The organism is Sulfitobacter sp. SH24, from assembly GCF_965641895.1.
Classification (GTDB): Bacteria; Pseudomonadota; Alphaproteobacteria; order Rhodobacterales; family Rhodobacteraceae; genus Sulfitobacter; species Sulfitobacter dubius.
In genome coordinates, this window is the sequence record NZ_OZ282575.1 from 2741959 (window position 1) to 2762858 (window position 20900).

General features: G+C 59.0%; 23 protein-coding genes. 11 read left to right on the forward strand and 12 right to left on the reverse strand.

The annotated features are described in order from the left end of the window. Together ACSQ16_RS16095 and ACSQ16_RS16100 are read right to left on the reverse strand one after the other, a co-directional pair. A complete protein-coding gene (locus ACSQ16_RS16095) occupies positions 1-1149 on the reverse strand; it encodes an alpha-D-ribose 1-methylphosphonate 5-triphosphate diphosphatase (protein ID WP_243262366.1) in 1149 nt (382 codons plus the stop codon). Then, on the reverse strand, positions 1130-1930 hold the full coding sequence (locus tag ACSQ16_RS16100; protein ID WP_093926991.1) for an alpha/beta fold hydrolase: 801 nt from the start codon (positions 1928-1930) through the stop codon (positions 1130-1132). Before ACSQ16_RS16100 ends, ACSQ16_RS16095 begins: the two co-directional genes overlap by 20 nt. A gap of 63 nt (positions 1931-1993) precedes the next feature. Here ACSQ16_RS16100 and ACSQ16_RS16105 point away from each other — a divergent pair, with 63 nt between their 5' ends. Continuing rightward, positions 1994-2458 (forward strand): NUDIX domain-containing protein, encoded by a 465-nt coding sequence (locus ACSQ16_RS16105; RefSeq protein ID WP_093926992.1) that lies wholly within the window; start codon positions 1994-1996, stop codon positions 2456-2458. On the opposite strand, the gene ACSQ16_RS16110 is transcribed toward ACSQ16_RS16105, so the two are convergent. Continuing rightward, positions 2424-3272 (reverse strand): DMT family transporter, encoded by an 849-nt coding sequence (locus ACSQ16_RS16110; RefSeq protein ID WP_243262365.1) that lies wholly within the window; start codon positions 3270-3272, stop codon positions 2424-2426. The two genes, ACSQ16_RS16105 and ACSQ16_RS16110, sit on opposite strands and share 35 nt — an antisense overlap. Positions 3273-3614: 342 nt before the next feature. Then, positions 3615-5033 carry an extracellular solute-binding protein gene (locus tag ACSQ16_RS16115; protein ID WP_243262363.1) on the reverse strand — a complete coding sequence of 473 codons (1419 nt, stop codon included), beginning with the start codon at positions 5031-5033 and terminating at the stop codon, positions 3615-3617. A 229-nt stretch (positions 5034-5262) separates the two neighbouring features. Between ACSQ16_RS16115 and ACSQ16_RS16120 the strand changes: the two genes are divergently transcribed. Next, on the forward strand, positions 5263-7167 hold the full coding sequence (locus tag ACSQ16_RS16120; RefSeq protein ID WP_243262361.1) for a sensor histidine kinase: 1905 nt from the start codon (positions 5263-5265) through the stop codon (positions 7165-7167). A 23-nt stretch (positions 7168-7190) separates the two neighbouring features. Further along, positions 7191-7619, forward strand: a complete 429-nt coding sequence (locus tag ACSQ16_RS16125) for a response regulator (RefSeq protein ID WP_093926995.1) — start codon at positions 7191-7193, stop codon at positions 7617-7619. A gap of 101 nt (positions 7620-7720) precedes the next feature. Here ACSQ16_RS16125 and groL read toward each other — a convergent pair whose 3' ends face one another. From groL to ACSQ16_RS16140, 3 genes are all read right to left on the reverse strand, one after another. Beyond that, a complete protein-coding gene (groL, locus tag ACSQ16_RS16130) occupies positions 7721-9367 on the reverse strand; it encodes a chaperonin GroEL (protein WP_093926996.1) in 1647 nt (548 codons plus the stop codon). Between the two features lie 64 nt (positions 9368-9431). After that, the gene (gene groES / locus ACSQ16_RS16135; RefSeq protein ID WP_067267338.1) at positions 9432-9719 is read right to left on the reverse strand and encodes a co-chaperone GroES; all 288 of its coding nucleotides are present in this window, start codon (positions 9717-9719) and stop codon (positions 9432-9434) included. A 166-nt stretch (positions 9720-9885) separates the two neighbouring features. Continuing rightward, positions 9886-10566 (reverse strand): DUF2161 domain-containing phosphodiesterase, encoded by a 681-nt coding sequence (locus tag ACSQ16_RS16140; RefSeq protein ID WP_243262359.1) that lies wholly within the window; start codon positions 10564-10566, stop codon positions 9886-9888. A 64-nt stretch (positions 10567-10630) separates the two neighbouring features. Between ACSQ16_RS16140 and ACSQ16_RS16145 the strand changes: the two genes are divergently transcribed. The 7 genes from ACSQ16_RS16145 (at position 10631) to ACSQ16_RS16175 (ending at position 15953) form a co-directional block, all read left to right on the forward strand. Continuing rightward, entirely contained in the window at positions 10631-10984 is a 354-nt protein-coding gene (locus ACSQ16_RS16145; RefSeq protein ID WP_243262358.1) for an MmcQ/YjbR family DNA-binding protein, read from the forward strand. 98 nt (positions 10985-11082) lie between these two features. After that, positions 11083-12003 (forward strand): manganese-dependent inorganic pyrophosphatase, encoded by a 921-nt coding sequence (locus ACSQ16_RS16150; RefSeq protein WP_243262357.1) that lies wholly within the window; start codon positions 11083-11085, stop codon positions 12001-12003. Positions 12004-12052: 49 nt separating this feature from the next. Further along, positions 12053-12925 (forward strand): TIGR01459 family HAD-type hydrolase, encoded by an 873-nt coding sequence (locus ACSQ16_RS16155; protein WP_243262355.1) that lies wholly within the window; start codon positions 12053-12055, stop codon positions 12923-12925. A gap of 89 nt (positions 12926-13014) precedes the next feature. After that, positions 13015-13458 carry a MaoC family dehydratase gene (locus ACSQ16_RS16160; RefSeq protein WP_243262354.1) on the forward strand — a complete coding sequence of 148 codons (444 nt, stop codon included), beginning with the start codon at positions 13015-13017 and terminating at the stop codon, positions 13456-13458. A 61-nt stretch (positions 13459-13519) separates the two neighbouring features. Next, positions 13520-14452, forward strand: coding sequence for a bifunctional riboflavin kinase/FAD synthetase (locus ACSQ16_RS16165; protein WP_243262353.1), 933 nt, complete (start codon positions 13520-13522; stop codon positions 14450-14452). Further along, positions 14449-14919 (forward strand): YcgN family cysteine cluster protein, encoded by a 471-nt coding sequence (locus tag ACSQ16_RS16170; RefSeq protein WP_243262352.1) that lies wholly within the window; start codon positions 14449-14451, stop codon positions 14917-14919. The genes ACSQ16_RS16165 and ACSQ16_RS16170 overlap by 4 nt, the downstream gene beginning before the upstream one ends. After that, complete coding sequence (locus tag ACSQ16_RS16175; protein ID WP_243262351.1) at positions 14919-15953, forward strand: threonine aldolase family protein; 1035 nt, start codon at positions 14919-14921, stop codon at positions 15951-15953. The genes ACSQ16_RS16170 and ACSQ16_RS16175 overlap by 1 nt, the downstream gene beginning before the upstream one ends. A 4-nt stretch (positions 15954-15957) precedes the next feature. Here ACSQ16_RS16175 and ACSQ16_RS16180 read toward each other — a convergent pair whose 3' ends face one another. Continuing rightward, entirely contained in the window at positions 15958-16755 is a 798-nt protein-coding gene (locus tag ACSQ16_RS16180) for an alpha/beta fold hydrolase (protein WP_243262350.1), read from the reverse strand. Beyond that, positions 16752-17348, reverse strand: a complete 597-nt coding sequence (locus ACSQ16_RS16185; RefSeq protein WP_093927005.1) for a 2-hydroxychromene-2-carboxylate isomerase — start codon at positions 17346-17348, stop codon at positions 16752-16754. Before ACSQ16_RS16185 ends, ACSQ16_RS16180 begins: the two co-directional genes overlap by 4 nt. A 102-nt stretch (positions 17349-17450) precedes the next feature. On the opposite strand from ACSQ16_RS16185, the gene ACSQ16_RS16190 reads away from it, so the two are divergent. Beyond that, the gene (locus ACSQ16_RS16190) at positions 17451-18470 is read left to right on the forward strand and encodes a ribose-phosphate pyrophosphokinase (RefSeq protein ID WP_243262349.1); all 1020 of its coding nucleotides are present in this window, start codon (positions 17451-17453) and stop codon (positions 18468-18470) included. 80 nt (positions 18471-18550) lie between these two features. On the opposite strand, the gene ACSQ16_RS16195 is transcribed toward ACSQ16_RS16190, so the two are convergent. The 3 genes from ACSQ16_RS16195 to atpD form a co-directional block, all read right to left on the reverse strand. Next, on the reverse strand, positions 18551-18901 hold the full coding sequence (locus ACSQ16_RS16195; RefSeq protein ID WP_243262348.1) for an H-type lectin domain-containing protein: 351 nt from the start codon (positions 18899-18901) through the stop codon (positions 18551-18553). A 110-nt stretch (positions 18902-19011) separates the two neighbouring features. Beyond that, positions 19012-19452, reverse strand: coding sequence for a F0F1 ATP synthase subunit epsilon (locus ACSQ16_RS16200; protein WP_093927008.1), 441 nt, complete (start codon positions 19450-19452; stop codon positions 19012-19014). A 12-nt stretch (positions 19453-19464) separates the two neighbouring features. Then, positions 19465-20889, reverse strand: a complete 1425-nt coding sequence (gene atpD / locus ACSQ16_RS16205) for a F0F1 ATP synthase subunit beta (protein WP_067629563.1) — start codon at positions 20887-20889, stop codon at positions 19465-19467. Positions 20890-20900: the final 11 nt, after the last annotated feature.

Below are 20900 nucleotides of genomic sequence, written 5' to 3' on the forward strand. Positions count from 1 at the left end.
TCAGGCGGCGAAACGCTCTGCGATCGCCCCTGACATATAGCTGACCCGCCCTGCCGCGAATGTCGCGGCGACGCGACCTGTGGCTTTGTCGAGGATCACAATATCGGCACGTTTGCCCGGCATTAGCGTGCCGCGATCTGTCAGCCCCAGCACCTGCGCGGGGCCAGAGGATACAAGTGCCCAAGCGCCTGCTAAATCCAAAAGCCCACTCTGCGCCAGCATAAGCGCCGCACGCCGCGGGGATGGGTAATGATAGTCTGAGGCCAGCGCATGGCACAGCCCCATACTGATCAAATCAAGCGCCGAAAGATTGCCGTTATGCGAGGCGCCGCGCACCACGTTCGGCGCGCCCATGATCACTGCATCCCCTGCCGCATGCGCCGCCTCTGCGGCTTCTTGCGTTTCGGGGAATTCGGCCAAGCTGACACCACGCGCACGCCATTCTGCCCGCTGCTCAGGCGTTTGATCGTCATGGCTACCCATGCGAATCCCACGCTGCGACAGTTCTGCGCAAAGCGCATCAAGCGCCGCCGGGACTTCTTCGCGCCGCGCGTGCATGTCCTGCATCTGTGCCAAATGCGTCTCGGGGCTGCGCCCCGCCTTGAGAGCCTGCCCAACCAGCCGCTTGGGCAGTTTGCCCTGCGCCAGCCGATCATGAGGAAGGTGATCGTTGAAAACGATATAGCCTACGCCCCATTCGGCCATCCGTTGTGGCAGATCCTGATAAAGATCGAGCATATGCGTCTCGAACCGCAGTTGCGGACGAACATCAGTGACCAGTTCGGGGGCCGTATCACGAATACCGTTGAAGACCTGATTGGCAAATTCAGACCCGCGCAGCCCGCCTTCCCAGCTTACGAACTGCGCCAACACAGCCGTGGTGATTCCGTTGGCCGCCAGTTCTGCCTCTGCTGATACCAGCCCTTCGGAGAGTTGTTTCATCGCCCCCCGCCGCGGTGCCAAATGCCGTTCAAACGCATCGCCATGCAGATCAACGATCCCCGGCAGCACTTGGAAACCGGTCAGGTCAACCTGCCGTCCCGCCGAGCGTTGGGTGATATGCCCTTCGGCGAATGAAAGCGGCGTGCGGCTCAACCCCTCGGCGTGCAGAACCTCGGCCCCGATCAGATCAAGGTTTGGCATTGTCATCCCCCAACCCCGGCAAGCATCCCCCATCAGGGCAGCCGATAGCTTCAAGAACCCCATCCATAAACGTCATAGAACGGTCGAAACTGCCCGTTCTTAGAAACGCCATGGTCTGCGCAATCACGCGCGGGTTGTTCATCATGAATGTATGGGTCACCGGCAGTACGATATGCTCTTTCATCCCCGCCACACGGGTCGAAGCGACAGAAACCTTACCATCATCCGGCCCCGGCAAAAGGCTTGAGAAATAGGGATTCAACGACTGTGATCCGGCGATCACTCCCAATTCGAACGGTACGGGCGGCAATTGGTTCGGTAAGGCTTCATCCCCCGTACCAATCTCGGCCCCGGCTGGGCCGTTAAGCCATTCAAATGCGGGATTTTCCACCAGCTCATCAACCACTTCACTGCCGTGGTTCGGCGGGCCTAGCATCACCACGCGCCGCACCCGATCGGCGCCCGCCTCTGCCACCCATTCGCGAAGCAAAATGCCCCCCATGGAATGCGTCACAAAGTCGATCCGCCCCGCGCCACAGGCGGCCACCGCACGCGGCAGGGTTTGCTTGGTCAGCTCGGCGATATTGGCCTCGGTCGAAGGGTAGCCGGGGCGCACCACACGGTAGCCCTCGGCGGCCAATGCAGCCTCCATCACGGCGAAAGACGCCTCGGTCCGGGCCAATCCGTGCAACAGCACCACACAACGACCGGCGATGGGTTCGGCGGCGACAGGTATCGGCAGCGCCGACCAAAAGGCGGCAATTATTAAGGAGAGACGTTTCATCATGCCCTTCAGATAGACTGATTGCCGGGACTGTGAAATGGTCTTGGCGCGTTACCTTACGAAAGTATGCCGATGCCCCGCCCCTGCCCCCGATTGGCTGCCCGCGCAATACTGCTGCACGAAGGCCGACTCCTGCTGGTGAACGCTTACGCCGACAACCGGCTCGGTCTGATGTGCGCCCCCGGTGGTGGAGTAGAGGCCGGTGCCTCCCTGCCCGACAATCTGCGGCGCGAGGTTTTTGAAGAGACCGGTTTGGATATCTCCGTAGGGGCTCCTTGTCTGGTGAATGAATTTCACGACCCCGAAGGCGATTTTCATCAAGTCGATATATATTTTCGCTGTCACCTACTCGGCCCAGCCGAAATCGCCCCCGACTGGCAGGATCGCGAGGCCATTGTCACCCGCCATCAATGGGTAACCCACGCCGAAATGGCGCAGATACCGCATAAGCCTGACAGCCTTGGTCCGGTTGCTTTCGCTCCCGCAGATGCGGCGATTACCTATGACCCGTTGGAGCCGATTTTGCGCTGAGCGCCCAAGCAATCCCGCCCAAGACCAACGCAGTCGCCAGAAGCAGGGTAAGACTGAGAGGTTCTCCCAAAAGCAGAGAGCCAGCAAGGATGGCGATAATCGGCACACTGAGTTGCGCAACTGCAGCCGTAGCGCCATCAAGCCGGGTCAACACCGCATACCACAAAGCGTAACCAAGGCCCGAAGTCACCCCGCCGCAGAGCGCAGCCATTAACATGCCAGTCGCGGTGAAATGCCCGCCTGCAAACGCAGGCAAAATAAGCATAAAAGGTAGGCAAAGAAGAAAGTTGGCCGAAGTCGCAGCCAAAGGATCGCCCGATGTGCGACCAATGATCGTATAGGCCGCCCACCCCATTCCGGCCAGCACCATAAGCCCGGCACCAATGATATCCGTTGAACTCTGCCCGTCCGGCCAGAGAACGATCACCAACCCAGCAAAGGCCGCTACCGCGCCTGTTATCTGCCGTTTTGTTGGTGTCGCACCAGCAAGCGCGGCGTATGTGAACATGGTGATCTGCACTACACCAAACAAAATAAGGGCACCCAATCCAGCATCCAGCGTCATGTAAGCAAGACTGAAACCGATCATATAGACAGCCAAGCTTAGCGCTCCGCCGATCCGGTTGCGCCGCAACAGCGGCAACCGTCCGCCCCGCAGCGCGACCAAGACCGCCAGTACGATGGCGCCCGCACCGACCCGGACAAGAGCAAATCCCGCGGGATCAATATGCCCCCAATCAATCGCCATTCTCGTTAGAATGGAATTGGCCGCAAAGGCGCACATGGTGAGGGCGGAGAGAAGGAAAAGCTGCATAGCCCTTCGCTTAGCCTCGATAGCAGTTTGCGCCAAGCCCGCAATTGCCCTGCTCTGACAATCTAGCGGGGTCGTGATCACTAGATTAATCGAATCAGACACTGATGCACCTAGCTTTATCCCGGATACTTCGGTGTCTTCGGTAGTCCACTCGGGCAGTTCCAATAGCGCTCGAATAGAACTGCAGTTCGTGTATCAAAAGGTAGAAAAGTTCCCCTGCACCTGACCTTGCATCCTGCGGCAGCTGGGCCATAGGCGGAACCGTTTATCGTGGAAAACCTGAGTTCCGACATCAAATAAGGTGCATATGCGGTCCGTCTATCATCCTGCGTAATACGTGCGTTATGCGATATCACGCAGCAAACGGCGCGCCTCTGGCGGGTATCTACTACGCAGTTGGCTCCATCTCTTAACCTGACTCTCACGCCCTGCCCGGCTTGTAATAACCTCCCACTGTTGGGCCACTCGGGTTAAGGCCACCTGCGGCGTCACGTCCCCGTGCAGAGCCCTGTCCAACCCTCTCCCCAATGTTTGGAAATACTCTGATTGCCCTTTGAGATAGAGATCAGGAATGGCCCCCTCAAGCGTAGCGCGCTGCACCTTTAAGAATGGCTCCGAATAGGCATCTTGCACCCCCGGATTGCTGTAGTGTTCTTCACGGTAAGGATCGAAAAATCCGTCCGTTTGCCGGACAGCGAGCGTCGACATAGCTGGTGTGACCGCAAAAAGAGAAAATAAGTAACCAAGCTCCTTCTGGGTCGACGCCGTGCTCACAACAAAGCTCCACCCCCAATTAAAATAGGGAGTCGGCAGCAATTCATTTCCTACTTTCCCGCCCGGCGTGGGGCCATGCACCATCCGCCCCCGCATCGGTGATTGTGGAGAATTCAGGTATTTCTGCGTGCCGCCCCAGCCAATGTTGCAATACACATCGCCCTTCGCATATCGCGACCAATTTTCGAACAACCCCAGACTGGACGTTTCGGGAACGAGACAATCTGTAATCGCAATCAGATCCTCCAAAGCCGTTATGCCCGCCTCCTCCGCGATTTGCGGTGTCATATCGGGCGAAAATGGCCAGTAACCTTTCGCATGAAGCCGAACCCACCATTCCCATGCGAGGTAGCCGGGTGTCCGAAACAACAACCCGCCATAGCGGCCAGACGCTGGCGCATGAAAAAACCGAATCTGCCGATCCAACTCCTCCCAAGTATCTGGCGTGGTAAGAGAATAACCAAAGCGATCTGCATAGCGTGCCCGCAAATCGAGATCATGCAGCATTTCGCGATGGTAAAACATTACATATGCGTCGCCGTCAGTTTGGAACCCATAAGTCTGACCATCAAATCTATCGCCCTCTTGATAGAGCATAGCATTGCGAAATCCCGTGGGCTCGTAACGCGCGGCATAATCGTCCAAGGGGTGGATCGCGCCCGCCGCAACAAGGTCAGCCAAGCCGAAAGTAGCAGGTAGGGCGACGTCATATTTCGCTTCACCCAATACGCTATTCAACATTAATTCGGCGTTAATCTGGTCAATATGCACCTCTTGCAAGGTAACTTTGACCCCGGTTTTGGCCGTGAAAGCTGCGGCAACCGGTCCAAGATTTGCACGCGACCCTTCCGGCAAAAGCACTGAAAGAGGGCGACTTCTATCCGCCAACTTACGCGCCTTTGCAGCCACCTGCACATCAATTGCCACGCTACCGAATGCTGGCGCAGCTACCATCGCCCCCAGTCCGGCTCCCAGACCCAAAGCCATCTTTCTCCTCGTGAGCCCGCTTCCACTTAGCACATCGTACCCCTCCAACTCACCGCTGGCTCCAATAACTATCTGCTGCTGTGGAATTGGTTTTAGGTCGGCAGCTATTAACATTGCATTAATCGCTGCCGACTATTCATTTGGCATGGTTACGACGCATCCTCTTTGGCGATTGCTCCAGCTTTTTGTCAGCCGAATTAGCACCCGACTAAGGCTGGGGCTCCTTCTGGTGGCCGCGATTATCGGCGCAGCAGGATTAGCCGCCACAGCGCAAATGCGGTCCGTGCTCACTAGCCAAGCTCATCTTAGCCAATCAGCTGTGCCGATGTTGGCTCTCTCACAACGCATCGAGCGTTCATTAAACGGAGCATTCCTCCTTGTGGAACAGCTAATCCAAGCAGATGCCGCGGTTTCTCCCGGTTCCCTTGAAAAAGAGCTGGCCATAAAGATTGATGAGGTCATCGACCGGCTGGATGACCTGAAGGATTTGGGAATAGCCCCGCCACTCGTGGTACGGTTCGAGGGACAATTACAAATGTTGCGGCGCACTACTGCCGCAACGCTTTTGAGCCATCGGGAGATGCGACTTGCCGATACCCAAATCGCAGCGACCCTTGATCGTGCAGAGCAAGTTCAGGAACAAAGCCATCTAATTATTGATGACCTTGCTTATCAACTTTCAACGGGGACCAATGCACTCTTGAGCGAAGTGGGTGTAAATGGTCCTCCGGCCAATAGCACCCTCGCGAAGCCTAGCTCAGGCTTTCCTGATATTATGCTAAATGCCCTTAATCTAAATGATGTCCGCCTGAGTCTTGACGCTCTTATCAACATTATCATCACCCAGGGCCTGCAAGACAAACCGCTTCTGCTCGACCGCGCAAAGCTCTTGGTAAACGAGCATCTGCAAGGTGCCATTACCCGTCTCCCTCACATTGCTGACGTGGACGCGCGGCAATCGTTGGCACGCCAAATCGCCGCGCTGCGCGACGACCTATACGACCCCCTGAATGGCTTTTTTGCACAAACAGCAGCACGTTTACGATTTCGTGATAGTTTCAGGACGTTGCAAGCAGAACATCTACCCATGATTGTCGAGCTATCTAACCTGTCTTCAGACCTAACGCAGAGCACTCTGCAATTTGTAGATCGCGCGACGGACAACCTAAGCACTACAATCCACCGGGTCATTTGGATTGTGTGTCTTACCGTGACCTTTGCCCTTATCGCCATCGTATTGATCAACGGATTGGTGATTGAGCGACAATTCAACCGTCGCATCCAAAAGTTAACCAATTCCGTCACAGCCATCGCTAAAGGTGACCTTGATCATCCGATTACCGTTCGCGGGCGCGATGAACTAGGTGAGATGGCCCGCGCTTTGCTAGTGTTCCGCCGTACGGCAGAGGAACTGCGCCGCTCCAACATTGAGCTCGAGAAGTTCGCCTATGTGGCCGCGCATGATTTGCGCTCTCCCCTGCGCGCGGTGCATGAATTAAGCCTCTGGGTGCTGGAGGACGATGAAAACGCCCTCAGCGAAGAAAGTCGCGAATATTTACTGATGGCTCAACAGCGTATTGATCGTCTGAATCGACTGCTGAACGATTTGTTGGACTATGCCCGTGCTGGCCAAGATTACCCTATTCCCGAGCCGGTCAATATTGGGCAACTGGTGGCCGACCAAGCACGCTTCATCGATACCAATGGTCGGTTCAAGATCACATTTAGCGGCATCGACCGGCCAATAGACGTGCAACTCTCGCCGTTGCAACAAATTCTCGGAAACCTCATCTCAAACGCGATCAAGCATCATGACCGTGGCCACGGGACAATTCATGTCAATGCCAAGGTCATCAGCGACCGCTTGGTCTTAACTGTGCAGGATGATGGGCCTGGAATTGAACTGCGCCATCAGAAAACAATATTTGAGTTGTTCCAAACCCTTAAATCCCGTGATGAAGTTGAAGGGAGCGGTCTTGGCCTTGCAATCGTAAGTAAGCTGGCAATCCATCAAAAAGGTAAAGTCAGCTTGATATCAAACCCGGACAAAGGCCGTGGTTCTGCCTTTGTTGTCGAACTGCCTCAGGCACCGCCATCGCAAAGTCCTGCTCCGCCTTTCGCGGCGGCGGCATGATGCAAGTTTCAAAGGACCGCTGGATGAAAACGACTGCCGCGAAATTTCTCATTGTTGATGACGACAAAGTCAGCGTGATGGCTATGCAACGGGCGATGCGCAAGCTGAAAATCGTGAACGAAACGGCGGTCTGCCACGACGGTCAACATGCGCTGGAGTTTCTGGCGGAGGAGATAAAACGGCATGGGCGATTGCCGCCCTATATCATCACGCTTGATCTCAACATGCCGCGTATGGGCGGGCTTGAATTCTTGGAAGTTGTCCGCGCCGATCCAGCCTTGGAACGAATGGTGGTTTTCGTCTTTACCACCTCCGATATGCCCACAGACGTTCAGTCAGCCTATAGCAAGAATGTCGCGGGCTATATTGTAAAAGAAAACCCGTCAGAGACCTTTGCAAACGCGCTCGACATGTTGAACGCCTACGCCCGGATTGTAGAACTGCCCTGTTAAGGGCGCTGATTATAACGCGGGGTCAGCAAATCCCTCGCCCTGAACGGAAAGAGGCGCGCCATTTCTGGCGCGCCTCCGGGTCTTGAGCCAATTGGGCTGGCTTACATCATGCCGCCCATGCCGCCCATGCCGCCCATGTCGGGCATGCCGCCGCCGGCACCTTCTTTGGACGGACGGTCAGCAACCATCGCCTCGGTGGTGATCAGCAGACCAGCGATGGACGCTGCGTCTTGCAGAGCTGTGCGGACAACTTTGGCAGGGTCGATAACGCCGAACTTGAACATGTCGCCATATTCTTCGGTCTGAGCGTTGAAGCCGAACTTCAGGTCGTCGCTTTCGCGGATTTTGCCGGCAACAACCGAACCGTCCACGCCAGCGTTCTCAGCGATCTGACGCAGCGGTGCTTCCAGTGCTTTGCGCACGATGGAGATACCGACGTTCTGATCGTTATTGTCACCTGTCAGGCCTTCGAGCTTTTTGCCCGCCTGAACCAGAGCAACACCGCCGCCTACAACGATACCTTCTTGAACAGCGGCACGTGTCGCGTTCAGAGCGTCGTCAACGCGGTCTTTGCGCTCTTTCACTTCGACTTCGGTCATGCCGCCGACGCGGATAACGGCAACACCGCCTGCCAGTTTGGCAACGCGCTCTTGCAGCTTCTCACGGTCGTAGTCGGAGGTGGTTTCTTCGATCTGGTTACGGATCTGCGCAACACGTGCTTCGATCTCGGCTTTCTCGCCAGCGCCGTCAACGACAGTGGTCTCGTCTTTGGTGATCGCAACTTTCTTGGCAGAACCCAGCATGTCCATGGTCACGGACTCAAGCTTCATGCCGAGGTCTTCGGAGATCACCTGACCACCGGTCAGAACCGCGAGGTCCTGCAGCATAGCTTTGCGACGGTCGCCGAAGCCCGGTGCCTTCACAGCAGCAATCTTCAGGCCGCCACGCAGTTTGTTCACGACGAGTGTCGCCAGGGCTTCGCCCTCAACGTCTTCGGCGATGATCAAAAGCGGTTTCTGGGACTGGATCACTTGCTCAAGCAACGGAACCATCGGCTGAAGGCTCGACAGTTTCTTCTCGTGCAGCAGGATGATCGCGTCTTCCAGCTCGACAGTCATCTTGTCGGAGTTGGTGACGAAATAGGGGCTCAGGTAGCCACGGTCGAACTGCATGCCTTCGACGACATCGGTCTCTGTTTCCAGACCTTTGTTCTCTTCGACGGTGATGACACCCTCGTTGCCGACTTTCTGCATCGCGTCTGCGATCTGACGGCCGATCTCTTTTTCGCCATTGGCGGAGATGGTGCCGACCTGTGCGACTTCGTCGCTGTCGGATACGTCACGGGCAGCGGCTTTGATCGCTTCGACGACCGTGGCAGTTGCCAGATCGATACCGCGCTTCAGGTCCATCGGGTTCATGCCAGCGGCAACCGATTTCATGCCTTCTTTGACGATGGCTTGGGCCAAAACAGTCGCGGTGGTGGTGCCGTCGCCTGCTTCGTCGTTGGTCCGGGAAGCAACTTCCTTGACCATCTGTGCGCCCATATTTTCGAACTTGTCTTCGAGTTCGATTTCCTTCGCCACGGATACACCGTCTTTGGTGATGCGCGGTGCGCCGAAGGATTTGTCCAGAACCACGTTCCGGCCTTTGGGGCCGAGTGTGACTTTCACCGCGTCGGCAAGGATGTTTACACCCTTGAGCATCCGGTTGCGGGCATCGGTGTCAAATTTGACGTCCTTAGCAGCCATGTTGTCTTCTCCTAAAATCTTGGATTGATGTGAGCGTCTTCAAAGGGTCGGCAAGCCGGGTGGCTTACGCGATGATCCCCATGATGTCGCTTTCTTTCATCATCAGCATTTCTTCGCCGTCGACGGTGACCTCTGTGCCGGACCATTTGCCGAACAGGATTTTGTCGCCGGGTGCGACGGCCATTTCGATCAACTCGCCGTTGTCTTTGCGTGCGCCGGTGCCCACGGCAACGACTTCACCTTCGGAAGGCTTTTCTTTGGCGGAATCAGGGATGATCAACCCGCCGGCGGTTTTCTCTTCGCTTTCTGTACGCTTTACCAGCACACGGTCATGAAGCGGTTTCAATGCCATCTTTGCAGCTCCTTAAGGCTCAAAGTTACTCTTCCAAGCCACCCCCTCCGGGCGAGGGGTGCAGCCGTTAGCACTCAACCCTTGTGAGTGATAACGAGGTATAGCTAAGCAGCAGTCTGCGTTCTGTCAACAACGGCTTCGAAAAATTTTGCAGGGTCGGGAACTGTTAACCAGCGCCCAAAACACGGCCCGCTGTGGCCACCGCTTCGGCCCCCGTTGGCGTTAGTCCGTATATGCCTTTGTCGACCTTTTCAAACCAACCGTAGTGGTCATCCCGCATCATGCGGGTTGCCGCCGAGACACCGGTTGCGCGGGCCACATGCGCGCCTTTGCTTGCGCCGGCTTCGAACAGATAGACCGCGAGTTTCAACGCGTCTTGACGGTAGGCGGTCACCAGCCCCGCGCGGGTTTGGCCGCCATCGTTCGGATCCCCCTGCCGCCGCGCGAATTCGCGCAAGAGCATCGCCGCCCGTTTGGCATTCTTGCGCGGCGCATAGGGGCCGGGATCACAATGCACCTCGACCAACCCATCCGACAGCCGCACGGTAATCAGCCCCAGCCCGAGCCGCCGCGCCAGCGTGACATTATCCTTCACCGCTTTGGCAAAGCGTTTGCCCGGCTGCCGCGCAACGGCGAGGTAGACATTATCCGACACCTTCAGCCGCGCCAGACACTGATGAAACAGCGCCAGCGAAAAGCCGAGCTTTAACTCCACCACCACCGGCGGCTCGGCCCCACGCACTGCTACCACATCCGCCGCGCCGACTTCGGCTTTGACCACATAGCCTTGATCTTCAAGGAAAGCCTTGATCGGCGGGTAAAGGTCGGTTTCGCGCAGGGTGCTCATGGCGCGCAACTTGCCCCATCGCGCGGCGCTATGCAAAGGGGCCGCGCGCCCCTAGACTGACGCGATGACCCGCGACGAATTCAACACCTTCTGCGCCGCCCTGCCCCAGACAACCCATGTTGTGCAATGCGGCAACGCAGATGTTTGGAAGGTCGGCGGCAAGGTCTTTGCCATCTGCGGCTGGGCCGAGGATGCGCCCGCTTTTACTTTCAAGGTGACTGAACTGGGGTTTGAGGTGCTCTCCGACAGCCCCGGCTTGCGGCCCGCCCCCTATCTGGCCTCACGCGGGTTGAAATGGATACAGCATTACGCCGAACCCGGCCTAAGCGAAGACAGCCTGCGTGATCACATACGTGCCTCCTATGACATGATCGCCGCCGCCCTTACAAAAAAGAAGCGCGCTGAAATGGGCCTCTAGACCCTCCACGCAATGCCGCAATGCGGCAGGCGCGCGTGACAAGCCTATTCAACCTGCTATAAGGCCCGCAAATCCACCGAATAGACAGGACCGCCCCGATGACAACTCTTGTTTTTGGCCATAAATCCCCCGACACCGACAGCACCGGCAGCCCGATCGTTTGGGCTTGGTATCTGAATGAAATCAAAGGCATTCCCGCTAAGCCGGTCCTGCTGGGCGAGCCGAACACCGAAGCGCTGTTCATGCTCGACAAATGGAACCTTGATAAGCCCGAAATCCTGACCGAGCTCGAGGCCGACACCAAGGTTGTCATCGTCGACACCAACAACCCCACTGAACTGCCCGACAACATCAATGACGCCGATATCACCGGCATCATCGACCACCACCGTCTGGTGGCCGGGCTGGAAACACGCGGACCGATTGAGATTAACATCCAGCCGCTCGCCTGCACCGCGACCATCATGTTCAAGATGATCGGCAAACACTGGGCGCAGGCCCCGCGCGGCGTAAAGGCAGCGGCCCTGTCCTGCATCCTGTCAGACACGCTGGAATTCCGCAGCCCGACAACCACGCAAGAAGACCGCGCAATCGCTGAAGACATCGCGCGGGACTTGGGCGTTGATATCAGCGACTATGCAACGGAAATGTTCGCCGCGAAATCCGACGTGTCGTCCTTCAGCGAGGCGGAACTGCTGCGCATGGACAGCAAGGAATTCGACCTCGACGGCACCAACCTGCGTGTGAGCGTGCTGGAAACCACCTCCCCCGCGCCGCTGTTGGAGCGCAAAGACGCACTGATGGCTGAGATGCCGAAAGTGGCCGAGGCCGACGGTGCCGCGCAGGTGCTCTTATTCATCGTCGACATCCTGAAAGAAGAGGCGACGCTCTTGGTGCCCAACGACATGGTCAAACATATCGCCGAGCAGAGCTTTGGCGCTGAGGTTTCGAGCGACACGGTCGTGCTGCCCGGCGTGATGAGCCGCAAAAAGCAGATCATCCCCAACCTTAAAATGTAAGCCAATCGGGCGGGCCAAGTGCCCGCCCTCATTTTTTAAAAGGCCGCCCATGACCCGCATTATTTCCGCCCTGCCCGACGTATCCGATCAATATGACGCGCTTTTCGTCGATCTTTGGGGCTGCGTGCATGACGGGCGCAAAGCGCTGCCCGATGCGGTGGCGGCCTTGCAGGCCTATCGCAAGACCGGCGGCAAGGTCGTGTTGGTCACCAACTCCCCCCGTCCGCGTTCGGGCGTTGAGAAGCAGTTGCAGCAGTTTGGCGTGCCGGAAGACGCATGGGACAGCATCGCCACATCGGGCGATTCCGCGCGCTCTGCCATGTTCCGGGGTGCGGTGGGCGAAAAGGTCTGGTTCATCGGCCACCCCGGCGAGCGCAAGTTTTTCGAGCCGCTAGCGATCCTCGAAAACCCGGTTAATGTAGAGACCGTTCCGTTGGCCGAAGCAGACGGCATCGTCTGCACCGGTCCCGTCGATGCCATGGCCGACCCCGAGATCATGCGCCCTGAGTTCGAGCAGGCCATCGCACGCGGTCTGAAACTGCTCTGCGCCAACCCCGATATCGTCGTGGACCGGGGCGAGGTGCGCGAATGGTGCGCCGGGGCACTGGCCGCGCTCTATACGGAAATGGGGGGCGAAAGCCTCTATTTCGGCAAACCGCACGGCCCGATCTATGACCTCGCCCGGCGTCGTCTTGCAGCGCTTGAGGTCGATATCCCCGACAGTCGCATCCTTGCCATCGGAGACGGTATTCTGACGGACGTCAAAGGCGCGATGGACGAAGGTATCGATTCGCTTTTCATCACCGGGGGACTGGCCGCAGCAGAAACCGCGACCACCCAGCAACCGGACGAAGACAAGCTACGCGCCTATCTCGACCGCGAGACCTCCTCCCCAACCTACGCAATCGGATTTCTCCGCTAACTCAGAAATGACTTGATTTTCTGCAGTTGCGAAGCAATAAAGTTGCAATAAGACGCACTTTGGCGTCACTTTGTTACCAAGGAGCCGTCATGTTGGACAATATGCCACGCGGGACGATCTGCATCGAAGACATTGAAATCGGGATGACTCGCCATCTGCGTAAGGTTGTGACCGATACCGATATCGAAATGTTCGCGCAGGTCTCGACCGATCATAATCCGGTGCATCTGGATGACGCCTATGCCCGTGACACGATCTTTGAAGGGCGCATCGCCCACGGCATGCTGACGGCGGGCCTAATCTCGGCGGTGATTGGCGAACAGCTTCCCGGTCACGGCACGATTTACCTCGGGCAATCGCTCAAGTTTCTCGGCCCCGTGCGCCCCGGCGACATGGTGCTAGCCGAAGTCACCGTGACCGACATGGATATCGCCAAACGTCGCGTGAAAATGGACTGCCGCTGTTCGGTCGATGGCAAACCGGTGCTCGCCGGTGAGGCCACGGTGCTTGCCCCCTCGGCCAAGCTGGACTGAGGGAACGGTTTCGCGGCCTGAGCATCTTGCCCTTGCGCCGCCGCGCAGCTAGGCAAGGCACATGCGGATCATCCGAGATTATCAATTCGTCGACCTGCCAGATCGCGGTGCAACCGCCGCGATTGGCAATTTCGATGGCGTTCACCTTGGCCACCGCTCGGTGATCGAACTGGCACAGAGTGCCGCCCCCGATGCGCCCCTTGGCGTCGTCACCTTCGAGCCGCATCCGCGCGAGTATTTCGCGCCCGATGCCCCGCCCTTTCGCCTGATGGGCCGCGAGGCCCGCGCGCATCGACTGGAAAAGATCGGCGTCAAACGGCTTTATGAGCTGGCCTTCAACAGCACGCTGGCGGGTCTCTCCCCCGAGGCCTTTGCCCGCGATGTGCTGCACGAGGGGCTGGGGCTGGCCCATGTGGTCGTCGGCGCCGACTTCTACTTTGGCAAAGGCCGCGCGGGCACGGCCGAGGATCTGGTGCGTTTCGGTCAGGAATACCGCTTTGGCGTCACCATCGCGCCGTTGATGGAGCACGATGAGCTGACAGTATCCTCGACCGCCATCCGCGAAGCCTTGAGCCGTGGTGAGACCCGCGAAGCCGCCGCCATGCTCGGCCATTGGCACCGGATCGACGGCCCCGTGATCTCAGGCGAACAGCGCGGGCGTGAGTTGGGCTTCCCCACCGCCAACATGTCTATCGACGGCCTGCACCCGCCCGCCTTTGGTGTATATGCCGTGTTGGTGGATGTGCTCGCGGGGCCGCATAAGGGCAGCTATCACGGTGCGGCCAGCATTGGCGTGCGGCCCATGTTCGGTGAGAACAAAGCCAACCTAGAAACATATCTCTTTGACTTCAAAGGTGATCTCTACGGCGCGCCGCTGTCTGTCGGGCTGGTCGAGCACCTGCGCGGCGAAGAAAAGTTTGACAGTCTCGACGCGCTGATCACCCAGATGGGGGCCGACTGCGACCGCGCCCGAACCATTCTGGCGGCGCTATGAGCGATCCGATCCCCCGCAAGGGCCTTGCCCCCCGTTTCTGGGAGAAGAAGCCGCTCAAAGAGATGTCGCAGACAGAATGGGAGGCGCTTTGCGACGGTTGCGGTAAATGCTGCCTGAACAAGCTAGAAGACGAGGACAGCGGCGAAGTGGCCCTGACCCGCGTCGCCTGCCGCCTGCTCGACGACAGCACCTGCCGCTGTGTGCATTACGAAAACCGGCACGAGTTCGTGCCCGACTGTATCGTGCTGCGCCCCGACAACCTCGATACCCACGCCTATTGGATGCCCCAGACCTGCGCTTACCGCCTGCTCTGGGAGGGCAAGCCCCTGCCCGAATGGCACCCCCTGCTGACCGGCACCCCCGACAGCGTCCATGACGCCGGGGTCAGCGTGCAATTTGATACCGTGTCCGAATTTGATACCCCATTCGAGGAATGGGAAGACCATATTATCGAGGAGCCTACCTGATGTTTTTCGCCTCTGACAACGCCGGCCCCGTCCACCCCAAGGTGATGGAGCGCGTGATCGCCGCTAATACGGACTACGCGATGCCCTACGGCAAAGACCCGATCATGGATGAGGTCCGCGCGCAGATTCGCGAACAGTTTGAGGCACCTGAGGCCGAGGTTTACCTCGTCGCCACCGGCACCGCGGCCAATGCGCTGGCGCTGGCCTGCTATACCCAGCCGTGGCAGACGATCTTCTGCTCCAAGGTCGCGCATATCGAAGAGGATGAGTGCAACGCGCCGGAGTTCTACGCAGGTGCGGCCAAACTGACACTGGTAGAGACCGACGACAAGATGACCCCCGACGCCCTGCGCCGCGCCATCGTCGCGCGGGCGGCGGGCGATGTGCACACGCCGCAACGCGGCCCGGTGTCGATCACGCAGGTGACGGAACGCGGCGGGGTGCATAGCCTTGAAGAATTACAGGCGCTGACGGCGGTGACTAAAGAATACGACCTGCCTGTGCATATGGACGGCGCGCGTTTTGCCAATGCGCTGGTGGCACTGGGCTGCACCCCGGCTGAGATGACATGGAAGTCGGGCGTCGATGTGGTCAGCTTTGGCGGCACCAAGAACGGCTGCATGGGAGTCGAAGCCGTGGTGTTCTTCGACCCCAAAAAGGCTTGGGAGTTCGAGTTGCGACGCAAGCGCGGGGCGCATCTGTTCTCCAAACACCGCTTTCTCTCGGCGCAGATGGCGGGCTATCTCGCGGACGGGGCTTGGCTGGAAACGGCCAAGGCGGCAAATGCCAATGCGGCCTATCTGGCCGAAGGTTTGCGCAAGGCCGGGGCAGAGTTTCTGCATGAGCCCGCGGCCAATATGATCTTCGCCCGCTTCCCCCGCGCCATTCACCGCAAGTTGCATGACGCAGGCGCGCGCTATTACCTTTGGGATGGCACGCTGGAGGGTGACGATGACGAGATGCTGGCCGCGCGGATGGTCTGCGACTGGTCGATCAGCCGCGACCAGATCGACCAGTTCCTAAGCCATTTCTAAGCAATCACGCCAACGGCACGTCGTTCAGGAAATCGCGTATCGCTTCGGCGACTTCGGCGGGGTGCGTGATCGGCACCATATGCCCTGCGCCGTCGACTGAAACCCGCCGCGCATCCGGCAGGCGGCGCATCAGCGACGCATTGATCGCATGCGCCGCCTTGGGCGACCGGCTTCCCTCTACCAGCAGTGCGGGCATCGACGCGCGGTCGAACATGCCCGGCGCCAGCAACCCGGCGCTGTCCTCTCCAAGGAAGGGCGAAGAGGCGGGGATGAAACCGATCCGATCCACCATATAGGCGCGGGTCGGTTCGGGAATATGGTCCCATTTCGTGCCATCGCCCCAAACCCGGTTGAACAGCCGCGCGGCGGTCTCCTTGTCGCCCTCGGCCAAGGCGGCCTCAAATGCCGCGTTCTGTTCATTGTATTCGGCCATCGCGTCAGGATCGTCCTGCTTGGCAGCGGCGAAATAGACTGGCTCAATCAGGGTAATGCTGCGCACCAACTCGGGGTGTTCGATCGCCAGTCGCAGCGCCACGGTCGCGCCAAAGGAATGGCCGATCAGGTCCATCGGCGCTTCAAGCAGGCTGAGCGCTATGTCGGTCGCCACGTCGTGAATATCGCCCTGCCCATCCCAATCGCCCGAGCGCCCGTGCATCGGCAGGTCGAAGGCCCGCAGGGTCAGCTCATCCGACAGCGCCGCCCCGATGCCCCGCCACGCACCGGAGTGCGCGAGCGAGCAATGAATCGCCAAGGCCGGGCGCGGGCCGTGACCGAAGCGGCGCGCGTTGATCTCTGGGATCACAGTTTGCCCCCGAGGTGCAGATCAAGGTCTTCCAAACGGTCCTGTCCCCAGAACCGCTGATCCCCAACGATATAGAAAGGCGCCCCAAAGACGCCTTGCGCGACGGCTTCCTCAAGGTTGGCGGCATAGGTTTCGGCCCCTTGCAGCAAGCCGCTGTTCGCCAGATCGGGGTCAAAACCTGCCTCTTCCAGACAGGCACGGACCACATCGTCATGGCCAATGTCCTTTTCCTCGGCCCAGACGGCGCGGGTGATGGCATGGGTCAGCTTGCCCAGATCTCCGCCCCCGGCATTCTGCGCGGCGATCACCGCATAGGCCGCAGGCGCGCCGTTGGTAGGCCAATGCGCGGGCTTGAGGTTGAAGGGCAGGCCCAGCTTGCGCGCCTGACGCGGCAGGTCTTGCGCGCGGTACTCATTGCGGCTGGGGTGACGCTCTGCCGGGGGCATGCCGCCCGTGCGCGGGAAGGCCGCGATAATGTCGAAAGGCTTGTACACGATCTCAGCACCGTGCTTTTCGGCGATCTCCTCAAGCCGATTCCCGGCGAGGTAGCAATAGGGTGACAGGGTCGCGAAAAAATAGTCGATCCGGGCCATTTGGCTCTCCTTCGGGGGCGGTGCAGCTTTGCCCGACCGTAAGCGCATGCTAAGCGGTGTCAACGTCACGAATCTGCAACCTACCGCTGCCCCGGAGCCCCTATGCCACGCACTTCAGAACCAAAACTGATCTCAGGCAATGCCAATATGCCCCTTGCCAAGGCCATCGCGCGGCGCATGTCGCTGCATCGCGGCGTTAACGTAGGGCTCGTCGATGCGCGAGTCGAACGGTTCAACGACGGCGAGATTTTCGTCGAAGTTTATGAGAACGTGCGCGGTGAGGATATGTTCATCATCCAGCCGACGTCGAACCCGGCGAACGACAACCTGATGGAGCTGATGATCATGGCCGACGCGCTGCGCCGGTCCTCGGCGGCGCGTGTGACGGCCGTTTTGCCCTACTTCGGCTATGCTCGTCAAGACCGCCGCACCAAGGCCCGGACGCCGATCACCGCCAAGATGGTCGCCAACATGCTGACCGGCAGCGGGATCGAACGTATCCTGACGATGGACCTGCACGCGGCGCAGATTCAGGGCTTCTTCGACATCCCGGTCGACAACCTCTATGCCTCGCCGATCTTCGCACTTGATATCAAGGACGCCTTTAAGGACCAGATGGACGATCTTATGGTCGTCAGCCCCGATGTAGGCGGCGTGGCCCGTGCGCGTGAACTGGCCAAGCGGATCAACTCGCCTTTGTCGATCGTCGACAAACGCCGAGAAAAGGCGGGCGAAGTGGCCGAGATGACCGTAATCGGCGACGTGAAAGGCAAAACCTGCCTGATCGTGGACGACATCTGCGACACCGCTGGCACGCTCTGCAAAGCCGCCGAAGTGCTGTTGGAGAACGGCGCCAAGGAAGTGCACTCCTACATCACACATGGTGTCATGTCCGGCCCGGCGGTTGAGCGTGTGGCCAATTCGGTCATGAAATCGCTTGTCATCACCGACAGCATCGCGCCGACCCCCGCGGTCAAGAAAGCACCGAACATCCGCATCGTGCCGACGGCACCAATGTTCGCCCAAGCGATCCTGAATATCTGGAACGGCACCTCGGTCTCTTCGCTGTTCGAGGCGGAAACGCTAGGCCCGATCTATGACGGGATGTATACGGCAAGCTAAGCTGCGAGCTGTGATCTAGGGCTGGCCCCAGCGGGGCCGCCCTCCCCGTGCTGGCCGCTTTCCCCGACCGAGCGACGCGTCTAGTCGACGACCCAGTCGTCATCCTCCCCCACCGCGCCAATCGCTGTCCATGCCAAACGCGCCCGTGCAACGCGGGTGTCGCCCCATGTGCGAAACACCATGTCAAAGCCGGCCTCGGTCACCGCTTCGGCGCCGATATCGGCGCGTGTGACGGTGCTGGCGTCGATGTCCCAAAGCGACATGTTCACCTGAACATGCGGCGGCTCCCGGAAGGGTTCTGAGAAGTTGATCCGGCGGCGGCGTTCGCGCTGCCCCTCGCCCGTCCACATCGATCCACCGTCCTCAAACTCAGAAAACAGCATGACATCGCCACTGTCCACGCCGATGGTATGGCTGCGAAGTCGTTTCATATCTCGGGCCTGCTTGCATTTAGGGTCACCGCGCAATGATGCCGCAGCAGGGGGAGGCATAAAAGCAAAAAGCCCCGCCGAGGCAGGGCTTTTCACTGATTTTCAAAGCATTACAGGCTGGGCTGTTTGCTCGACAATCCGATGTGATCGCCCACGGCAACCATATCGGCCAGAAGCTTGGCTGCATCATCCACGGGACCGGGCTCGTTTTCCCAGTTGTCCTTGGCGCGGGCGTAGACGGCATGCGCCTCTGCCACCATGCTGTCCATCTGCTCCTGCGTCATGTCGGCGCGTGCCACGGCACGTTCCGCCAGCACAGACACGCCGCCCTGACCGCCGATTTCGGCGAAACCGCCGGTCACGACATATTCGGACGTGCCCTCAGGCCCTTCCACGCGCAGAAGGCCCGGACGCAGGGTAGTGATGGTGGGTGCATGATCGGCCATGGCCGTCATGTCACCCTCAGTGCCCGGAATCTGCACGGCCGTCACCTGCATCGATGCCAGCCGCCGTTCCGGCGAAACGAGGTCGAATTGCATTGTGTCTGCCATTGTCAGCGCTCCTTAAGCGGCGTCTGCCGCCATTTTCTCGGCTTTCGCCTTCACGTCTTCGATGCCACCAACCATGTAGAAGGCACCTTCGGGCAGGTGATCGTATTCACCGGCAACCACGGCCTTGAAGGACGCGATGGTTTCTTCCAGCGGCACCTGAACACCGTCGGAGCCTGTAAACACTTTCGCCACGTCGAAGGGCTGGCTGAGGAAACGCTCGATCTTACGGGCGCGTGCCACGGTCAGTTTGTCTTCTTCGCTCAACTCGTCCATGCCGAGAATGGCGATGATGTCCTGAAGCGATTTGTAGCGCTGAAGCACCTGCTGAACATCTGTCGCCACCTTGTAGTGCTCATCGCCGATGATCAGCGGGTCAAGCAGACGCGAGGTGGAGCCAAGCGGGTCGACCGCCGGGTAGATGCCCTTTTCCGAGATCGAACGGTCAAGAACCGTTGTCGCGTCGAGGTGCGCAAAGGAGGTCGCAGGCGCCGGGTCGGTAAGGTCATCCGCAGGAACGTAAACGGCCTGAACGGAAGTAATCGAACCGGATTTGGTCGAAGCAATACGCTCCTGCATCACGCCCATGTCGGTCGCCAGTGTTGGCTGGTAGCCCACAGCCGAAGGAATACGGCCCAGCAGAGCGGACACTTCGGAACCGGCCTGCGTGAAGCGGAAGATGTTGTCGACGAAGAACAGAACGTCGGAACCGGATTCGTCGCGGAACTGCTCGGCCAGTGTCAGGCCGGTCAGGGCGATCCGCATCCGCGCACCGGGAGGTTCGTTCATCTGGCCGTAGACCAGCGCAATTTTCGAATCGACGAGGTTGTCAGGAACGATAACGCCGGATTCGATCATCTCGTGGTAAAGGTCGTTGCCCTCACGAGTACGCTCACCCACGCCCGCGAACACCGACAGACCGGAGTGCACTTTGGCGATGTTGTTGATCAGTTCCATGATGAGAACCGTCTTGCCAACGCCGGCACCGCCGAAGAGACCGATTTTACCACCCTTGGTGTAAGGCGCCAGAAGGTCGATAACCTTGATGCCTGTCACGAGGATTTGTGTCTCGGTCGACTGCTCAGCGAACTCAGGCGCTTCGCCGTGAATGGCGCGTGTCGCGTCAGAGTTTACCGGACCCTGTTCATCAACCGCATCGCCGGTGACGTTCATGATACGGCCCAGTGTGGCGTTGCCCACGGGCACGCGAATCTGGTCGCCTGTGTCTGTCACGGCCTGACCGCGCACCAGACCTTCGGTCGCGTCCATGGCGATGGCACGAACCGTGTTTTCGCCAAGGTGCTGCGCCACTTCGAGAACCAGCGTTTTGCCCTGGTTTTCGGTGTGGAGCGCGTTGAGAATCTCCGGCAGGTCGCCTTCGAATTGAACGTCAACGACAGCGCCGATGACCTGTGTGATTTTACCGACAGCATTTGCCATGTCGTTTCTCC